This is a genomic window from Streptomyces sp. NPDC001231, from assembly GCF_042896885.1.
Taxonomy (GTDB): domain Bacteria; phylum Actinomycetota; class Actinomycetes; order Streptomycetales; family Streptomycetaceae; genus Streptomyces.
Map to the genome: position 1 here is coordinate 192,977 of NZ_JBIAXS010000001.1, position 14,246 is coordinate 207,222.

Sequence of the window (14,246 nt, forward strand, 5' to 3'; positions counted from 1 at the left end):
CGACGGGCAGGGCGCGTCGGCGCGGGCGGTCGCGGCTGCCGAGACCGCCTCAGCCGCCGGAGGTGTCCAGTTCGGCGTCCTCGCCGACGCCCGTGCAGTCGTAGGGGTCCTTCAGCCAGCCGTCCGGCAGTACCACCCGGTTGTTGCCGGAGGTGCGGCCGCGGGGCCCGTCGGCGCCGACGGGCCAGGGCTGGTCGAGGTCCAGTTCGTCCAGGCCGGCGCGCAGCTCCTCCAGCGAGGAGGTGACCGCCAGCCGCCTGCGCATCTCGGAGCCGACCGCGAAGCCCTTCAGGTACCAGGCGACGTGCTTGCGGAAGTCGACGACACCGCGCGACTCGTCGCCGATCCACTCGCCGAGCAGCGTGGCGTGCCGGACCATCACGTGCGCGACCTCGCGCAGGGACGGGCGGGCCAGGTCCTGGACCCGCCCCTCGAACGCCGCCATCAGGTCGGCGAACAGCCACGGCCGGCCCAGGCAGCCGCGGCCCACGACCACACCGTCGCAGCCGGTCTCCCGCACCATTCGCAGCGCGTCCTCGGCCGACCAGATGTCGCCGTTGCCGAGCACCGGGATCTCGGGCACGTGCTCCTTGAGACGCGCGATGGCGTCCCAGTCCGCCGTGCCGCCGTAGTGCTGGGCGGCCGTGCGGCCGTGCAGCGCGATCGCCGTCACGCCCTCCTCCACCGCGATCCTTCCGGCGTCGAGGTAGGTGAGGTGGTCGTCGTCGATGCCCTTGCGCATCTTCATCGTGACCGGCAGGTCGCCGGCCCCGCTGACCGCCTCGCGCAGGATCGCCCGCAGCAGGTTGCGCTTGTAGGGGAGGGCCGAGCCGCCGCCCTTGCGGGTCACCTTGGGCACCGGGCAGCCGAAGTTGAGGTCGATGTGGTCGGCGAGGTCCTCCTCCGCGATCATGCGGACGGCCTTGCCGACCGTGGCCGGGTCCACGCCGTACAGCTGGATGGAGCGTGGGCGCTCGCTCGCGTCGAACCGGATGAGCTGCATGGTCTTGTCGTTGCGCTCGACCAGTGCCCGGGTCGTGATCATCTCGCTGACGTACAGGCCCTTGCCCTGGCTGAACTCCCGGCACAGGGTGCGGAAGGGCGCGTTGGTGATACCGGCCATGGGGGCCAGCACCACGGGCGGCCGGACGGTGTGCGGGCCGATCTGGAGGGGGGATTCGGGCTTGGGCATTCCCTCATTGTCGCGTATCGGCACAGATCATGTAACAGTCATTAGTTAACCGCACTATTGAAATCCCCTACCATGGAACGCATGCCCGAGCTCAGCCACCGACGACGGCTCCTGGTTCTCGCGATCTGCTGCATGAGCCTGCTGATCGTGAGCCTCGACAACACCGTTCTGAACGTCGCTCTGCCCTCGATGCAACGCGAGCTGCACGCGAGCACCTCCGGCCTTCAGTGGACGATCGACGCGTACACGCTGGTGCTCGCCTCGCTGCTGATGCTCGCCGGTTCCACCGCCGACCGGATCGGCCGCAAACGCGTGTTCATGGCGGGTCTGGTCGTCTTCGGCATCGGCTCCCTGCTGTGCTCCCTCGCCCCGGACCTGGAACTGCTGGTCGTGTTCCGCATGGTGCAGGCGGTCGGCGGCTCGATGCTCAACCCGGTCGCCATGTCGATCATCACCAACACCTTCACCGACCCGCGCGAGCGCGCCCGCGCCATCGGGGCCTGGGGCGCGGTGGTCGGCATATCCATGGCCGCCGGCCCGCTCGTCGGCGGTCTGCTGGTGGAGTCGGTCGGCTGGCGCTCGATCTTCTGGATCAACCTGCCGGTGGCCCTGGCCGCGCTGGTGCTCACCGCGCGCTTCGTCCCCGAGTCCCGTGCCCCGAAGGCCCGTCGGCCCGACCCGGTGGGCCAGATCCTGGTCATCGCCCTGTTCGGCGCCCTGACGTACGCGATCATCGAGGCTCCGGTCTCCGGCCTCTCCACGATCCTGCCCTTCGCCGTCGTCGCGCTCGCGGCCCTGCTCGGCCTGCTCTGGTACGAGCCGCGCCGCACCGAACCCCTCATCGACCTGCGCTTCTTCCGCTCGGCACCGTTCAGTGGGGCGACCGTCGTCGCGATCAGCGCGTTCGCGGCACTCGGCGGCTTCCTGTTCCTGTCCACGCTGTACCTGCAGAACGTGCGCGGTCTCGACGCCCTGCACGCCGGTCTGTGGATGCTGCCGATGGCGGCACTGACCTTCCTGTGCGCGCCGCTGTCCGGACGGCTGGTCGGCACCCGGGGGCCGCGACTGCCCCTGCTGATCGCCGGAACGGCCATGACGGTGAGTTCGGTGCTGTTCGCCGCGTTCGAGGCCGAGACCTCCGACGTCACGCTCGTCATCGGATACGTCCTCTTCGGCATCGGCTTCGGCTTCGTCAACGCGCCGATCACCAACACGGCCGTCTCCGGGATGCCGCGCGCCCAGGCCGGGGTCGCCGCCGCGGTCGCCTCCACCAGCCGCCAGCTCGGGCAGACCCTCGGGGTCGCGGTGGTCGGCGCGCTGCTGGCCGCGGGCATCGGCTCCTCGTCCTACCGGGACGCGTTCGTCCCGGCGGCCCGGCCCGGATGGTGGGTGCTGGTGGTGTGCGGCGCCGCGGTGCTGGCACTGGGCGCGGTCACCAGCGGCCGGTGGGCCAGGCGGACCGCCGAGCGCACGGCCGAACGGCTCCATGAGCACGAGGTGCGGCAGGCGGGGGCGTCGGCGCCCGAGCTCCCAGGACGCGCGAAGGAGAGGCCGGCGGTCGCACCGAAATAAGGCCCCGGGAATTGCTCACCTATCGCACACGGATGTTTACGAGGCGTGAGAGTGGATTCGGAGCGGGGCGCCGCCGGAGAGCTTGGTAAGAAAGAAGTAAGCCCGATCATGGCCGCTGAGCTGCGGATTCTCATCAAAGCGCCGCTCGCTCACAGCCCCGCGTTACTCCTCCCGAGTCGCCGCGCGGGCGATCAGAGGCAAATCTGGATGAGCGCGATGAGCCCCCCTGCGGGGCACGCGTGACACAGGGGGGAACCACCAACGGGAGACCACCATGCATCTCACACTGCGCCGCTGTGCCCGTGGAGTCGCCGCGGGCGCCCTGTCCGCCGCGCTGGTGTCGGCCGGTTCTGCCGGAGCCTTCGCCGCGACCAGTCCGAGCCCGATGCCCACCCGCACGCACAAGGCCATGCCGACCAAGGCGGCCGCGTCGATCACGGTCAGGGCCAGTCACTCCTCGATCAGGTCCGGGCAGAGCGTGACACTCACCGGGCGCACCGCGCACCTGGCGGCCGGCACGAAGCTGACCATCCAGCACCTGAACAACGGCAAGTGGACCACGCTGCGCGAGACCACCGCGGTCAAGAAGGGCGACACCTTCACGGTGTCGACGAAGCTCGCGGTCAAGGGCAAGCAGGAGCTGCGAGTGGTGCACGGCGACACGCACTCCAAGACGGTCACCGTGAACGTGACCTGACCCGGGAGATGACGGTGCTAACGGGCTCGTAGCCCGCCCAGCACCAGTTCGAGCACCGCCTCGAACTCCTCCTCGATCACCGGCCGCTTCCACTCCCGGGCATGCCCCGGGTCGTGGAAGCGGCCGGTGGCATGAAACAGGGCCCGGGCCGCGACGGCCGGGTCGGCGGCCGTGAAGGCACCGGCCGCGACGCCGTCCTGGACGATCCGGGTCAGCTGGCCGGTCAGGTCGGCGATGTGCTCGCCGACCGCCACGCCGTTCTCCCCGGTGAGTACCGAGTACGTGGCGAACAGCTCGGGGTCGTCGCCCGCCTTGCGGCGCTTGGCCTCGAACAGCCCGCGCAGCCAGTCGCGCAGCCGCGCCTCCGGGTCACGGTGCTCGGCGGCGATGCCGGCGAGGGCGTCGGACGTGCGGTCCAGCCACCGCTTGGTCACCGCCTCGCGCAGCGCCGCCTTGGTACGGAAGTGCCGGTAGACGCTGCCGTGACTGACACCGAGCGCGCGGGCCACGTCCACCACGGTGGCCTTGGCCGGCCCGTGGCGGCGCAGCACCTCCTCGGTCGCCTCGAGGATGCGCTCGGCGGTCAGGGTCTCGGTGGTGGGTGGCATGCCCTAGACCGTACCCGGCGGCCGGGTCAGCTCTCGCTGTCCAGGTGGGCCATCTGCGCCTCGGGGTAGCGCGCGCCCGCGGCCGCGTCCGCCGGGACGGCCTCCTCGATGGCCGCCAGGTCGGCCTCCTCCAGCGTGACGGCCGTGGCGCCCAGCGTCTCCGCCAGCCGCTCCCGGGTGCGGGCGCCGATCAGCGGCACGACGACCGTGTCGTGCCGCGGGCCCCGGGAGAGCACCCAGGCGATGGCGATCTGCGCGACCGTGACGCCCTTGCCCTCGGCGACCTTGCGCAGGGCCTCGACGAGGTCCAGGTTGTGCTGGAGGTTCTCGCCCCGGAAGCGGGGCGAATGGGCCCGGAAGTCGTTCGCGGCGAGCTTCCGGTCACGGGCGAAGTGCCCGGAGATCAGACCGCGTGAGAGCACCCCGTACGCCGTGATGGCGATGCCGAGTTCGCGGGTGGTGGGCAGGATCCGGTCCTCGACGCCACGGGAGACGAGCGAGTATTCGATCTGGACGTCCGAGATCGGCGCGGTGGCGGCGGCCCGGCGGATCGTGTCGGCGCCGACCTCGCTGAGGCCGATGTGCCGGACGTGTCCCTTCTCGACGAGTTCCGCGATGGCGCCGACCGTCTCCTCGATCGGCACGTCCGGGTCGACCCGGGCGATCCGGTAGACGTCGATGTGGTCGACGCCGAGGCGCTGGAGGGAGTAGGCGGCGAAGTTCTTCACGGCGGCCGGACGGCCGTCGTAGCCGGCCCAGTTGCCGTCCGGATCGCGCAGGGCGCCGAACTTCACGCTGAGCAGGGCCTGTTCGCGGCGGGCCGCGGGGGCGGTGCGCAGCGCCTCGCCGACCAGCATCTCGTTGTGGCCCATGGCGTAGAAGTCGCCGGTGTCGAGCAGGGTCACGCCCGCTTCGAGAGCGGCGTGCACGGTGGCGATGGACTCGGTCCGGTCCGCCTCGCCGTACAGCGCGGACATGCCCATGCAGCCGAGGCCGAGGGCGGAGACCTGGGGGCCGGTGGTTCCGAGGTGGCGGGTGTCCATGAGGGAGGGCTCCTTCGGGGCTCGGAGTGCGGGTGGGACGGGTACCCCGAAACAGCCTGACATGACGGCTGACAGATTTCAATATCTGTCAGCTGTCATTTGTCACGCCAATGACCCCCGGCGATCGGCGATTTGGTCCAGACCTATTGACGAGAGGTCTGGACCACGAGCACTGTCATGCCTACGACACCTCACCGCACCCCCACCGGGAGGCTCCGCATGATCCGCCGCAGACTGCGTCTGCTCGCCGCCGCCCTGGCGGCCGCCTGTCTCACCCAGCTCTCCATCGCCCTGGCCCCCACCGCCTCCGCCGCCGACACGTGCGCCGTCAAGTCCAGGCCCGCCGGCAAGGTGCTCCAGGGTTACTGGGAGAACTGGGACGGCTCCGCCAACGGCGTCCATCCGCCCTTCGGGTGGACACCGATCACCGACTCGCGCATCGCCGCGCACGGCTACAACGTGATCAACGCGGCCTTCCCGGTCATCCGCTCCGACGGAACGGCCCTGTGGGAGAACGGCATGGACGCGGGCGTGAAGGTGGCGACGCCCGCGGAGATGTGCGCGGCCAAGGCGTCCGGCCAGACGATCCTGCTGTCCATCGGCGGCGCGACGGCCGGTATCGACCTCAACTCGACGGCCGTGGCGGACCGGTTCGTCGCGACGATCGTCCCGATCCTGAAGAAGTACAACTTCGACGGCATCGACATCGACATCGAGACGGGCCTGACCGGCAGCGGGAACATCGGTCAACTGTCCGCGTCCCAGGCCAACCTGATCCGGATCATCGACGGCGTCCTCGCGCAGATGCCGTCGAACTTCGGCCTGACGATGGCCCCGGAGACCGCCTACGTCACCGGCGGCAGCGTCGCCTACGGCTCGATCTGGGGCGCGTACCTGCCGATCATCAAGAAGTACGCCGACAACGGCCGCCTGTGGTGGCTGAACATGCAGTACTACAACGGCAGCATGTACGGCTGCTCCGGCGACTCCTACCAGGCCGGCACCGTGGCCGGCTTCACCGCCCAGACCAACTGCCTCGCCAAGGGCCTGGTGATCCAGGGCACGACGATCAAGGTCCCCTACGACAAGCAGGTCCCGGGCCTGCCCGCCCAGCCCGGCGCGGGCGGCGGCCACATGGCGCCCGCGCTGGTCTCCGAGGCCTGGCGCCACTACGGCACGAGCCTGAAGGGACTGATGACCTGGTCGATCAACTGGGACGGGTCGAAGAACTGGACCTTCGGCGACAACGTGAAGGCCCTGCAAGGCCGTTGAGCAACGGCGAACGCCGGACGGCCGCCGAATGAGGTCTCGGCGGCCGTCCGGCGCTGAGGGACTGCCGGGTTACCGGGTCAGCAGCCGACGAGGCGGCCGGCCAGGTAGCCCTCGATCTGGTCGAGGGAGACGCGCTCCTGCTTCATGGTGTCGCGCTCGCGGACGGTGACCGCGTTGTCCTCGAGGGTGTCGAAGTCGACCGTGACGCAGTACGGCGTGCCGATCTCGTCCTGGCGGCGGTAACGGCGGCCGATGGCGCCGGCGTCGTCGAACTCGATGTTCCAGTTCTGGCGCAGGGCCTGGGCCAGGCCCTTGGCCTTGGGCGACAGCTCCGGGTTGCGCGACAGGGGCAGCACCGCGACCTTCACCGGGGCCAGGCGGTGGTCCAGGCGCAGCACCGTGCGCTTCTCCATCTTGCCCTTGGCGTTGGGCGCCTCGTCCTCGACGTAGGCGTCGAGCAGGAAGGCGAGCATCGCCCGGCCGACACCGGCCGCCGGCTCGATGACGTACGGCGTCCAGCGCTCGCCGGCCTCCTGGTCGAAGTAGGAGAGGTCCTGGCCGGAGGCCTTGGCGTGGGAGGAGAGGTCGTAGTCGGTGCGGTTGGCGACACCCTCCAGCTCGCCCCACTCGCTGCCGCCGAACTGGAAGCGGTACTCGATGTCGGCGGTGCGCTTGGAGTAGTGGGAGAGCTTCTCCTTCGGGTGCTCGTACCAGCGCATGTTCTCCTCACGGAGACCCAGGCTGGTGTACCAGTTCCAGCGCTGCTCCATCCAGTACTCCTGCCACTTCTCGTCCTCGCCCGGCTTGACGAAGAACTCCATCTCCATCTGCTCGAACTCGCGGGTGCGGAAGATGAAGTTGCCCGGCGTGATCTCGTTGCGGAACGACTTGCCCATCTGGGCGATGCCGAACGGAGGCTTGCGGCGCGAGGTGGTCTGCACCTGGGCGAAGTTGGTGAAGATGCCCTGGGCGGTCTCCGGACGCAGGTAGGCGACGGAGCCGGAGTCCTGGGTGGGGCCGAGGTGGGTGGAGAGCAGGCCCGAGAACTGCTTCGGCTCGGTGAACTGGCCCTTGTTGCCGCAGTTGGGGCAGTTGATGTCCGCGAGGCCGTTCTCCGGGGCGCGGCCCTTCTTCTCCTCGTAGGCCTCTTCCAGGTGGTCGGCGCGGAACCGCTTGTGGCAGGAGGTGCACTCCGTCAGCGGGTCCGTGAAGGTGGCGACGTGACCGGAGGCGACCCAGACCTCGGGCGCCAGGATCACGGACGAGTCGATGCCGACCACGTCCTCGCGGGACGTCACCATGTAGCGCCACCACTGGCGCTTGAGGTTCTCCTTGAGTTCGACACCCAGAGGCCCGTAGTCCCAGGCGGCACGCTGGCCGCCGTAGATCTCACTGCAGGGGAATACGAAGCCACGGCGCTTGCTCAGGCTGACGATGGTGTCGATCTTGTCGGCGGCCACGGTGCTCTCTTCATTACGACGACGGGCGACGAAGCGAGACGCTTCACGAGCGAATGCTTCAGGGTACCGGCGGTGGCTCCCCCTCGACCAAATCGGTGCCGGGTAAGGGCCCTTTTCGGGCTTGTCGCCAGGCTTGTTGACAACGGTTTCCATCTTCGTTGAAAATGACTGTCATGAACGTACGACGACGCCTCATAGCCGGTTCCGCCACCCTGGCGGCCACCGCCCTCGGTCTCGGAGCCCTCTCCGCCTGTTCCTCCTCCGACGCGGCCACAGGAGGCAGCAGCGGCACGTACGACGTCGTCGCGTCGTTCTACCCGATGGCCTTCCTCGCCGAGCAGATCGGCGGGAGCCACGTGCACGTCACCAGTCTCACCCAGCCCGGCCAGGAGCCGCACGACCTGGAGATCAGCGCCCAGCAGACCGCGCGGCTCGAGAGGTCCGACGTGGTGCTCTACCTCAAGAACCTCCAGCCCTCCGTGGACAAGGCCGTCGCCCAGTCCTCGATCAAGACGAAGATCGACGCGACCTCCCTGACCACGCTGGAGGAGCACGGCAACGAGGTGGGCGGCCACGCCGCCGCCCACGACAGCCACCCGGGCGAGGAGTCCGGCGGCCTGGACCCGCACGTCTGGCTCGACCCGGTGCGCTACGCGCAGATCGCCGAGGGCGTCGGCAAGGCCTTCGAGAAGGGCGACCCGGACCACGCGGCCGACTACCGCAAGAACACCGAGGCCCTGGTCAAGAAGCTCGACGCGCTCAACACCCGGTACGAGACCGGGCTGAAGAACACCAGGAGCAAGGTGTTCATCACCACCCACGCCGCCTTCGGCTACCTCGCCGAGCGCTACGGCCTGACCGAGGAGGCCATCAACGGCCTCGACCCGGACTCCGAGCCCAGCGCCGCCCGGGTGAGGGACCTGGAGAAGATGGCCAAGGCCGACGGGGTCACGACGGTCTTCTACGAGACGCTGGTCAGCGACAAGACCGCGAAGACCGTCGCCGAGGACGCGAACCTGAAGACGGACGTCCTCGACCCGATCGAGGGCATCACCGACAAGTCCCGGGGCACCGACTACTTCCAGGTCATGGACGCCAACCTCAAGGCGCTGCAGACGGCCCTGGGCGCCAAATGACCCTTACGGAGGGCGTCATGGACGTCAGGAGCGAGCCCGAGCCCGTCGTATCCCTGCGCGGGGTGCGTGCCGACCTGGGCTCACGCCCCGTCCTGCGTGGCATCGACCTCACCGTGCGCCGGGGCGAGGTCGTCGCGCTGCTCGGCGCCAACGGCTCCGGCAAGTCGACGGCCGTGCGCAGCGTCATCGGCCAGGTGCCGGTGAGCGCCGGTGAGATCGAACTGTTCGGCACCCCGCACCGCCGCTTCCGCGACTGGGCCCGCGTCGGCTACGTACCGCAGCGCACGACCGCCGCTGGCGGCGTCCCGGCGACCGTCACCGAGATCGTCTCCTCGGGCCGGCTCTCCCGTACCCGCTTCGGGATCTTCCGCAAGGCCGACCACGCGGCCGTACGGCACGCCCTGGAACTGGTCGGCATGGCGGACCGCGCGAAGGACTCGGTGGACGCCCTGTCCGGCGGTCAGCACCAGCGCGTGCTGATCGCCCGCGCCCTCGCCGCCGCGCCCGAGCTGCTGATCATGGACGAGCCGATGGCCGGCGTCGACCTGGCCAGCCAGGAGGTGCTGGCGAGCACGCTCAGGGAGCAGGTGGCGGCCGGTACGACGGTGCTGCTCGTGCTGCACGAGCTGGGCCCCCTGGAGCCCCTGATCGACCGGGCGGTGGTGCTGCGCGACGGCTGCGTCCTGCACGACGGGCCGCCCCCGAAGGCCGTGGGCCAGCACGCCCTGCCCGGCCACGACCACGTACACCCGCACGACGCCTCGGGCGCCGATCCGATCCGCACGGGACTGCTGAGCTGATGGACCTGTTGAACTACGCCTTCATGCAGCGGGCCCTGCTCGCCGCCGTCCTGGTCGGCATCACCGCCCCCGCCGTCGGCATCTACCTCGTCCAGCGCCGCCAGGCCCTGATGGGCGACGGCATCGGCCACGTCGCCATGACCGGCGTCGGCCTGGGCTTCCTGCTGTCCACCTCCCCGGTGTGGATGGCGACGGCGGTCTCCGTCCTGGGCGCGGTCCTCATGGAGCTGATCCGCTGGTACGGCCGCACCCGCGGCGACATCGCCCTCGCGATGCTCTTCTACGGCGGCATGGCGGGCGGCGTCATGTTCATCAACCTCGCCCCCGGCGGCTCCAACGCGAACCTGACGTCGTACCTGTTCGGCTCGCTCTCCACGGTCTCGCAGTCCGACGTCACCGCGATCTGCCTGCTGGCCGCCTTCGTCGTACTGGTCACCCTGGGCCTGCGTCGCCAGCTGTTCGCGGTCAGCCAGGACGAGGAGTTCGCCCGGGTGACCGGGCTGCCGGTGCGCGCCCTGAACCTGCTGACGGCGGTCACGGCGGCGGTGACGGTGACGGTCGCGATGCGCGTGGTCGGGCTGCTGCTGGTCAGCGCGCTGATGGTGGTCCCGGTGGCCGCGGCCCAGCAGCTCAGCCGCAGCTTCGCCGCGACCTTCGCCATCGCCGTCGCCATCGGGGTGAGCGTGACGATCGGCGGCACGGTCACGTCCTACTACCAGGACGTGCCGCCCGGCGCGACGATCGTGCTGCTCACCATCGCCGCGTTCATCGCGCTCACCGCACTGGCCACGCCGCTGGCCCGGCGACGCGCGCGGGCGCTCGCCGCCGCGCGGCCCGCCGGGGACCCCGCGGAGTGCGCGATTCCGGCCACCCGGGCCGCCGGCGACGGGGCCGGCGCCTGACCGCGCACGGCCCGGGCTGGCACAATGGCCCGCAGGCGAGACGTGAGGAGGCCGACCGGTGACCACCGCTGGACCGCCCGTGAAGGGCCGCGCCACCCGGCAGCGCGCCGCTGTCGCGGCGGCCCTCGACGAGGTCGACGAGTTCCGCAGCGCGCAGGAGCTCCACGACATGCTCAAGCACAGGGGCGACTCGGTGGGCCTGACGACGGTCTACCGCACCCTTCAGTCCCTCGCCGACGCGGGCGAGGTCGACGTCCTGCGCACCTCCGACGGCGAGTCGGTCTACCGCCGCTGCTCCACCGGCGAACACCACCACCACCTCGTCTGCCGCGTCTGCGGCAAGGCGGTCGAGGTGGAAGGGCCGATGGTGGAGAAGTGGGCGGAGGCGGTCGCCGCGGAGCACGGCTACGTCAACGTCGCCCACACGGTGGAGATCTTCGGCACCTGCGCGGACTGCGCGGCGGCCTCCGGCGGCTGAGCCAGATCCTGTGCGGGTGGTCTGGGGTGGCCGGCCCTGGGGGCTGCCGCCCCCAGACCCCCGCTTTTCGGCCTGAACGGCCACGTCCTCAATCTCCCCCAAGCTCTACGAGCAGGGGGCACCCCCAAGCGGGCTGATTTACTCGTCGTCGCCCTTCATGGCGAGGAGTTCCTCGTTCGGGATCGCGCCGCCGAAGCGGCGGTCGCGGGAGGCGAACTCGATGCAGGCCCGCCACAGGTCGCGGCGGTCGAAGTCGGGCCACAGGACGTCCTGGAAGACCATCTCCGCGTACGCGCTCTGCCAGAGCAGGTAGTTGGACGTGCGCTGCTCACCGCTCGGGCGCAGGAACAGGTCGACGTCCGGCATGTCCGGGTAGTACAGGTACTTCTGTATGGTCTTCTCGGTGACCTTGGCCGGGTCGAGCCGGCCCGCCCTGACGTCCTCCGCGAGCGCCTTGGCCGCGTCCGCGAGTTCGGCCCGGCCGCCGTAGTTCATGCAGAAGTACAGCGTGAGCCGGTCGTTGTCCTTGGTCTGCTCCTGGGCGACCTGGAGCTCCTTGGCGACCGACTTCCACAGCTTGGGCATACGGCCCACCCAGCGCACCCGGATGCCGAGTTCGTCGAGCTGGTCGCGGGTCTTGCGGATGAAGTCGCGGTTGAAGTTCATCAGGAAGCGCACCTCGTCGGGCGAGCGCTTCCAGTTCTCGGTGGAGAAGGCGTACAGGGAGATGTTGCCGACACCGATCTCGATCGCGCCCTGCAACACGTCCAGCACCCGCTCGGCACCGACCTTGTGCCCCTCGGTGCGGGGCAGCCCGCGCTCCTTGGCCCAGCGCCCGTTCCCGTCCATGACGATCGCCACATGCTCGGGGACCAGCTCTCCGGGGAGCTTCGGCGCGCGGGCACCGGACGGATGCGGCTCGGGTGCCCTGTACTCCGGGCGCCGGCGCCCCAGGATCCCGCGTACGGCCATGTGCTTCTCGTCTCCCTTGTTTTCGGGCGTACTGACGTACTGCTTGGTGGGCGTACTACTTTTCCACGTACCGAAGTGAGCGCAGCCCGCGCTCCAGGTGCCAGTGCAGGTAGGCGGAGACCAGCCCGCCGCCCTCCCTGACGTACCGCGGCTCGCACGCGTCCGCGGTCTCCCAGTCCCCCGTGAGCAGCGCGGCGAGCAGCGCGAGCGTCTGCGGCGAGGGTACGACGCTGCCGGGCACCCGGCAGTCGGCGCAGACCGAGCCGCCGGAGGCCACCGAGAAGAAGCGGTTCGGACCGGGCATCCCGCACCTGGCGCAGTCGCCGAAGCTGGGCGCGTAGCCGTTGACGGCCAGCGACCGCAACAGGAAGGCGTCGAGCACGAGGTGCGGGGCGTGCTCGCCCCGGGCGAGGGTGCGCAGGGCGCCCACCAGCAGCAGGTACTGCTGGACGGCCGGCTCGCCCTCGTGGTCGGTGAACCGCTCGGCGGTCTCCAGCATGGCCGTCCCGGCGGTGTAGCGGGCGTAGTCGGTCACGATCCCGCCGCCGTAGGGGGCGATGGTCTCGCTCTGCGTGCACAGCGGCAGCCCCCGCCCCACCAGCTCACTGCCCCGGGCGAAGAACTGCACGTCCACGTGCGAGAACGGCTCGAGCCGGGCCCCGAACTTCGACTTCGTCCGCCGTACCCCCCGCGCCACGGCCCGCACCCGCCCGTGCCCGCGAGTGAGCAACGTGATGATCCGGTCCGCCTCACCCAGCTTCTGGGTGCGCAGCACGATGCCGTCGTCGCGGAACAGACTCATGGGGTCCATTGTCGCTCACGGCGGATGCGGGCGTGGCCGCGCCCGCGCCCCGGTGCGGCTCCCGGCGCGGCGCAACCGCGATGTCCGCGGCGGCGTCGGTCACTGTGGAGATCGTCCTGTCCGCACCGACCGATCGTTCCGTCCGCACCGACCGGAGGAGAGCGTCATCCGAGCCCCGAGGAAGTCCGCCCCGACCCGACGTGCCTTACTGACCGCCGCCGCCGCTCTCGCCGCGGCGACGGCGGCCACCACGGCCACGCCCGCGCACGCCCTGCCGGACGACGGCACCACCGCGCGCCTGCGCGCCCTGGAGCAGGGGCACGGCACCCGGCTGGGCGTGTTCGCGCACGACCCCGCCACCGGCCGGACCGTCCGGTACCGCGCCGACGAACGCTTCCCGATGTGCTCGGTGTTCAAGACCCTGGCGGCGGCAGCGGTCCTGCGGGACCTGGACCACCACGGCGAGGTCCTCTCGCGCCGCGTCCGCTACACCGAGGCCGACCTGGTGCCGGATGGCTCCGACCAGACCCGTGCGCACCTGGCCACGGGCATGACCATCGCCGAACTCGCCGACGTCGCCATCCGCTTCAGCGACAACACCGCCGGCAACCTGCTCCTGCGCGAGCTCGGCGGACCTACCGCCATCACCCGCTTCGCCCGTACGCTCGGCGACCCGGTGACCCGCCTGGACCGCTGGGAGCCGGACCTCAACACCGCCGAGCCCTGGCGGCTCACGGACACCACGAGCCCGCGCGCGAGCGGCCGCACCTACGCCCGTCTCGTCCTCGGGGACGCGCTGAACCGTCACGACCGCCGGCTGCTGACGCACTGGCTGCTGAACAACACCACCAGCACGAACCGCTTCCGCGCGGGCCTGCCGCCGACCTGGACGGTCGGGGACAAGACGGGCTCCGGTGCCCACGGCACCACCAACGACGTGGGCGTCGCGTGGACCGGGTCCGGTTCCCCCGTGGTCCTGGCCGTGCTGTCGACCAAAGCGGCCCGGGACGCCCCGTACGACGACGCCCTCGTGGCCCGGACCGCCGCCGCGGTGGCGGAGGCACTGGGATAGGCACGGTGCTCACGGCACCTCGCCGCGGGCGTTGGCGTACGCCGTCGCGTGAGCCGCTGGGTCGGGGGCGCGATTCCCCGGGAACGCCCGCCGGCGCAGGAGCAGCCACAGCGACGGTCACAGCGGCGGCGTGAAGTGCCGTACGTACCGCTTCTGCCAGGGTGTCTCCACCGCGTGCCGGTCGTAGTGGGATAGGCACGGTGCTCAGGGCACCTCGCCGAGGGCGTTGGCGTACGCCGT

Annotated in this window: 14 protein-coding genes; 8 read left to right on the top strand and 6 right to left on the bottom strand. The window is 70.6% G+C overall.

Annotated elements, in window-relative coordinates; translation table 11 throughout:
• Positions 1 to 49 precede the first annotated feature (49 nt).
• Positions 50 to 1,192: a tRNA dihydrouridine synthase DusB gene (gene dusB / locus ACFY3J_RS00910; RefSeq protein WP_390839705.1), complete on the bottom strand. Its 1,143-nt coding sequence runs from the start codon at positions 1,190 to 1,192 to the stop codon at positions 50 to 52.
• Positions 1,193 to 1,273: 81 nt separating this feature from the next.
• Here dusB and ACFY3J_RS00915 point away from each other — a divergent pair, with 81 nt between their 5' ends.
• Together ACFY3J_RS00915 and ACFY3J_RS00920 are read left to right on the top strand one after the other, a co-directional pair.
• Positions 1,274 to 2,764 carry an MFS transporter gene (locus tag ACFY3J_RS00915; RefSeq protein WP_384173395.1) on the top strand — a complete coding sequence of 497 codons (1,491 nt, stop codon included), beginning with the start codon at positions 1,274 to 1,276 and terminating at the stop codon, positions 2,762 to 2,764.
• Positions 2,765 to 3,038: 274 nt separating this feature from the next.
• Positions 3,039 to 3,461: a hypothetical protein gene (locus ACFY3J_RS00920; protein ID WP_384173393.1), complete on the top strand. Its 423-nt coding sequence runs from the start codon at positions 3,039 to 3,041 to the stop codon at positions 3,459 to 3,461.
• 17 nt (positions 3,462 to 3,478) lie between these two features.
• Here ACFY3J_RS00920 and ACFY3J_RS00925 read toward each other — a convergent pair whose 3' ends face one another.
• On the bottom strand, positions 3,479 to 4,069 hold the full coding sequence (locus ACFY3J_RS00925; protein WP_384173390.1) for a TetR family transcriptional regulator: 591 nt from the start codon (positions 4,067 to 4,069) through the stop codon (positions 3,479 to 3,481).
• Between the two features lie 26 nt (positions 4,070 to 4,095).
• On the bottom strand, positions 4,096 to 5,112 hold the full coding sequence (locus ACFY3J_RS00930; protein ID WP_384173387.1) for an aldo/keto reductase: 1,017 nt from the start codon (positions 5,110 to 5,112) through the stop codon (positions 4,096 to 4,098).
• 219 nt (positions 5,113 to 5,331) lie between these two features.
• Between ACFY3J_RS00930 and ACFY3J_RS00935 the strand changes: the two genes are divergently transcribed.
• The gene (locus ACFY3J_RS00935; protein WP_390839708.1) at positions 5,332 to 6,384 is read left to right on the top strand and encodes a chitinase; all 1,053 of its coding nucleotides are present in this window, start codon (positions 5,332 to 5,334) and stop codon (positions 6,382 to 6,384) included.
• Positions 6,385 to 6,461: 77 nt separating this feature from the next.
• On the opposite strand, the gene ACFY3J_RS00940 is transcribed toward ACFY3J_RS00935, so the two are convergent.
• Positions 6,462 to 7,844, bottom strand: coding sequence for a glycine--tRNA ligase (locus tag ACFY3J_RS00940; protein ID WP_384173381.1), 1,383 nt, complete (start codon positions 7,842 to 7,844; stop codon positions 6,462 to 6,464).
• A 173-nt stretch (positions 7,845 to 8,017) separates the two neighbouring features.
• Here ACFY3J_RS00940 and ACFY3J_RS00945 point away from each other — a divergent pair, with 173 nt between their 5' ends.
• Genes ACFY3J_RS00945 through ACFY3J_RS00960 form a run of 4 tightly spaced genes read left to right on the top strand, consistent with a single transcriptional unit; the run spans position 8,018 to position 11,160 of the window.
• Entirely contained in the window at positions 8,018 to 8,980 is a 963-nt protein-coding gene (locus ACFY3J_RS00945) for a metal ABC transporter substrate-binding protein (RefSeq protein WP_384173378.1), read from the top strand.
• A 17-nt stretch (positions 8,981 to 8,997) separates the two neighbouring features.
• Positions 8,998 to 9,780: a metal ABC transporter ATP-binding protein gene (locus ACFY3J_RS00950; RefSeq protein WP_390839710.1), complete on the top strand. Its 783-nt coding sequence runs from the start codon at positions 8,998 to 9,000 to the stop codon at positions 9,778 to 9,780.
• Positions 9,780 to 10,682, top strand: a complete 903-nt coding sequence (locus ACFY3J_RS00955) for a metal ABC transporter permease (RefSeq protein WP_225075066.1) — start codon at positions 9,780 to 9,782, stop codon at positions 10,680 to 10,682. Before ACFY3J_RS00950 ends, ACFY3J_RS00955 begins: the two co-directional genes overlap by 1 nt.
• A gap of 58 nt (positions 10,683 to 10,740) precedes the next feature.
• A complete protein-coding gene (locus ACFY3J_RS00960) occupies positions 10,741 to 11,160 on the top strand; it encodes a Fur family transcriptional regulator (protein WP_384173372.1) in 420 nt (139 codons plus the stop codon).
• A gap of 138 nt (positions 11,161 to 11,298) precedes the next feature.
• Here ACFY3J_RS00960 and ACFY3J_RS00965 read toward each other — a convergent pair whose 3' ends face one another.
• Complete coding sequence (locus tag ACFY3J_RS00965; protein ID WP_384173369.1) at positions 11,299 to 12,132, bottom strand: isoprenyl transferase; 834 nt, start codon at positions 12,130 to 12,132, stop codon at positions 11,299 to 11,301.
• A 55-nt stretch (positions 12,133 to 12,187) separates the two neighbouring features.
• Complete coding sequence (gene recO / locus ACFY3J_RS00970; RefSeq protein WP_384173366.1) at positions 12,188 to 12,934, bottom strand: DNA repair protein RecO; 747 nt, start codon at positions 12,932 to 12,934, stop codon at positions 12,188 to 12,190.
• On the opposite strand from recO, the gene bla reads away from it, so the two are divergent.
• Positions 12,933 to 14,006 (top strand): class A beta-lactamase, encoded by a 1,074-nt coding sequence (gene bla, locus ACFY3J_RS00975; protein WP_390839713.1) that lies wholly within the window; start codon positions 12,933 to 12,935, stop codon positions 14,004 to 14,006. The two genes, recO and bla, sit on opposite strands and share 2 nt — an antisense overlap.
• Positions 14,007 to 14,246 lie beyond the last annotated feature (240 nt).

Bases quoted from the DNA above. Each gene is read 5' to 3' on its own strand.
- dusB (WP_390839705.1), bottom strand. From the start codon at position 1,192: ATGCCCAAGCCCGAATCCCCCCTCCAGATCGGCCCGCACACCGTCCGG.
- ACFY3J_RS00915 (WP_384173395.1), top strand. From the start codon at position 1,274: ATGCCCGAGCTCAGCCACCGACGACGGCTCCTGGTTCTCGCGATCTGC.
- ACFY3J_RS00920 (WP_384173393.1), top strand. From the start codon at position 3,039: ATGCATCTCACACTGCGCCGCTGTGCCCGTGGAGTCGCCGCGGGCGCC.
- ACFY3J_RS00925 (WP_384173390.1), bottom strand. From the start codon at position 4,069: ATGCCACCCACCACCGAGACCCTGACCGCCGAGCGCATCCTCGAGGCG.
- ACFY3J_RS00930 (WP_384173387.1), bottom strand. From the start codon at position 5,112: ATGGACACCCGCCACCTCGGAACCACCGGCCCCCAGGTCTCCGCCCTC.
- ACFY3J_RS00935 (WP_390839708.1), top strand. From the start codon at position 5,332: ATGATCCGCCGCAGACTGCGTCTGCTCGCCGCCGCCCTGGCGGCCGCC.
- ACFY3J_RS00945 (WP_384173378.1), top strand. From the start codon at position 8,018: ATGAACGTACGACGACGCCTCATAGCCGGTTCCGCCACCCTGGCGGCC.
- ACFY3J_RS00950 (WP_390839710.1), top strand. From the start codon at position 8,998: ATGGACGTCAGGAGCGAGCCCGAGCCCGTCGTATCCCTGCGCGGGGTG.
- ACFY3J_RS00955 (WP_225075066.1), top strand. From the start codon at position 9,780: ATGGACCTGTTGAACTACGCCTTCATGCAGCGGGCCCTGCTCGCCGCC.
- ACFY3J_RS00965 (WP_384173369.1), bottom strand. From the start codon at position 12,132: ATGGCCGTACGCGGGATCCTGGGGCGCCGGCGCCCGGAGTACAGGGCA.
- bla (WP_390839713.1), top strand. From the start codon at position 12,933: ATGGGGTCCATTGTCGCTCACGGCGGATGCGGGCGTGGCCGCGCCCGC.
- recO (WP_384173366.1), bottom strand. From the start codon at position 12,934: ATGAGTCTGTTCCGCGACGACGGCATCGTGCTGCGCACCCAGAAGCTG.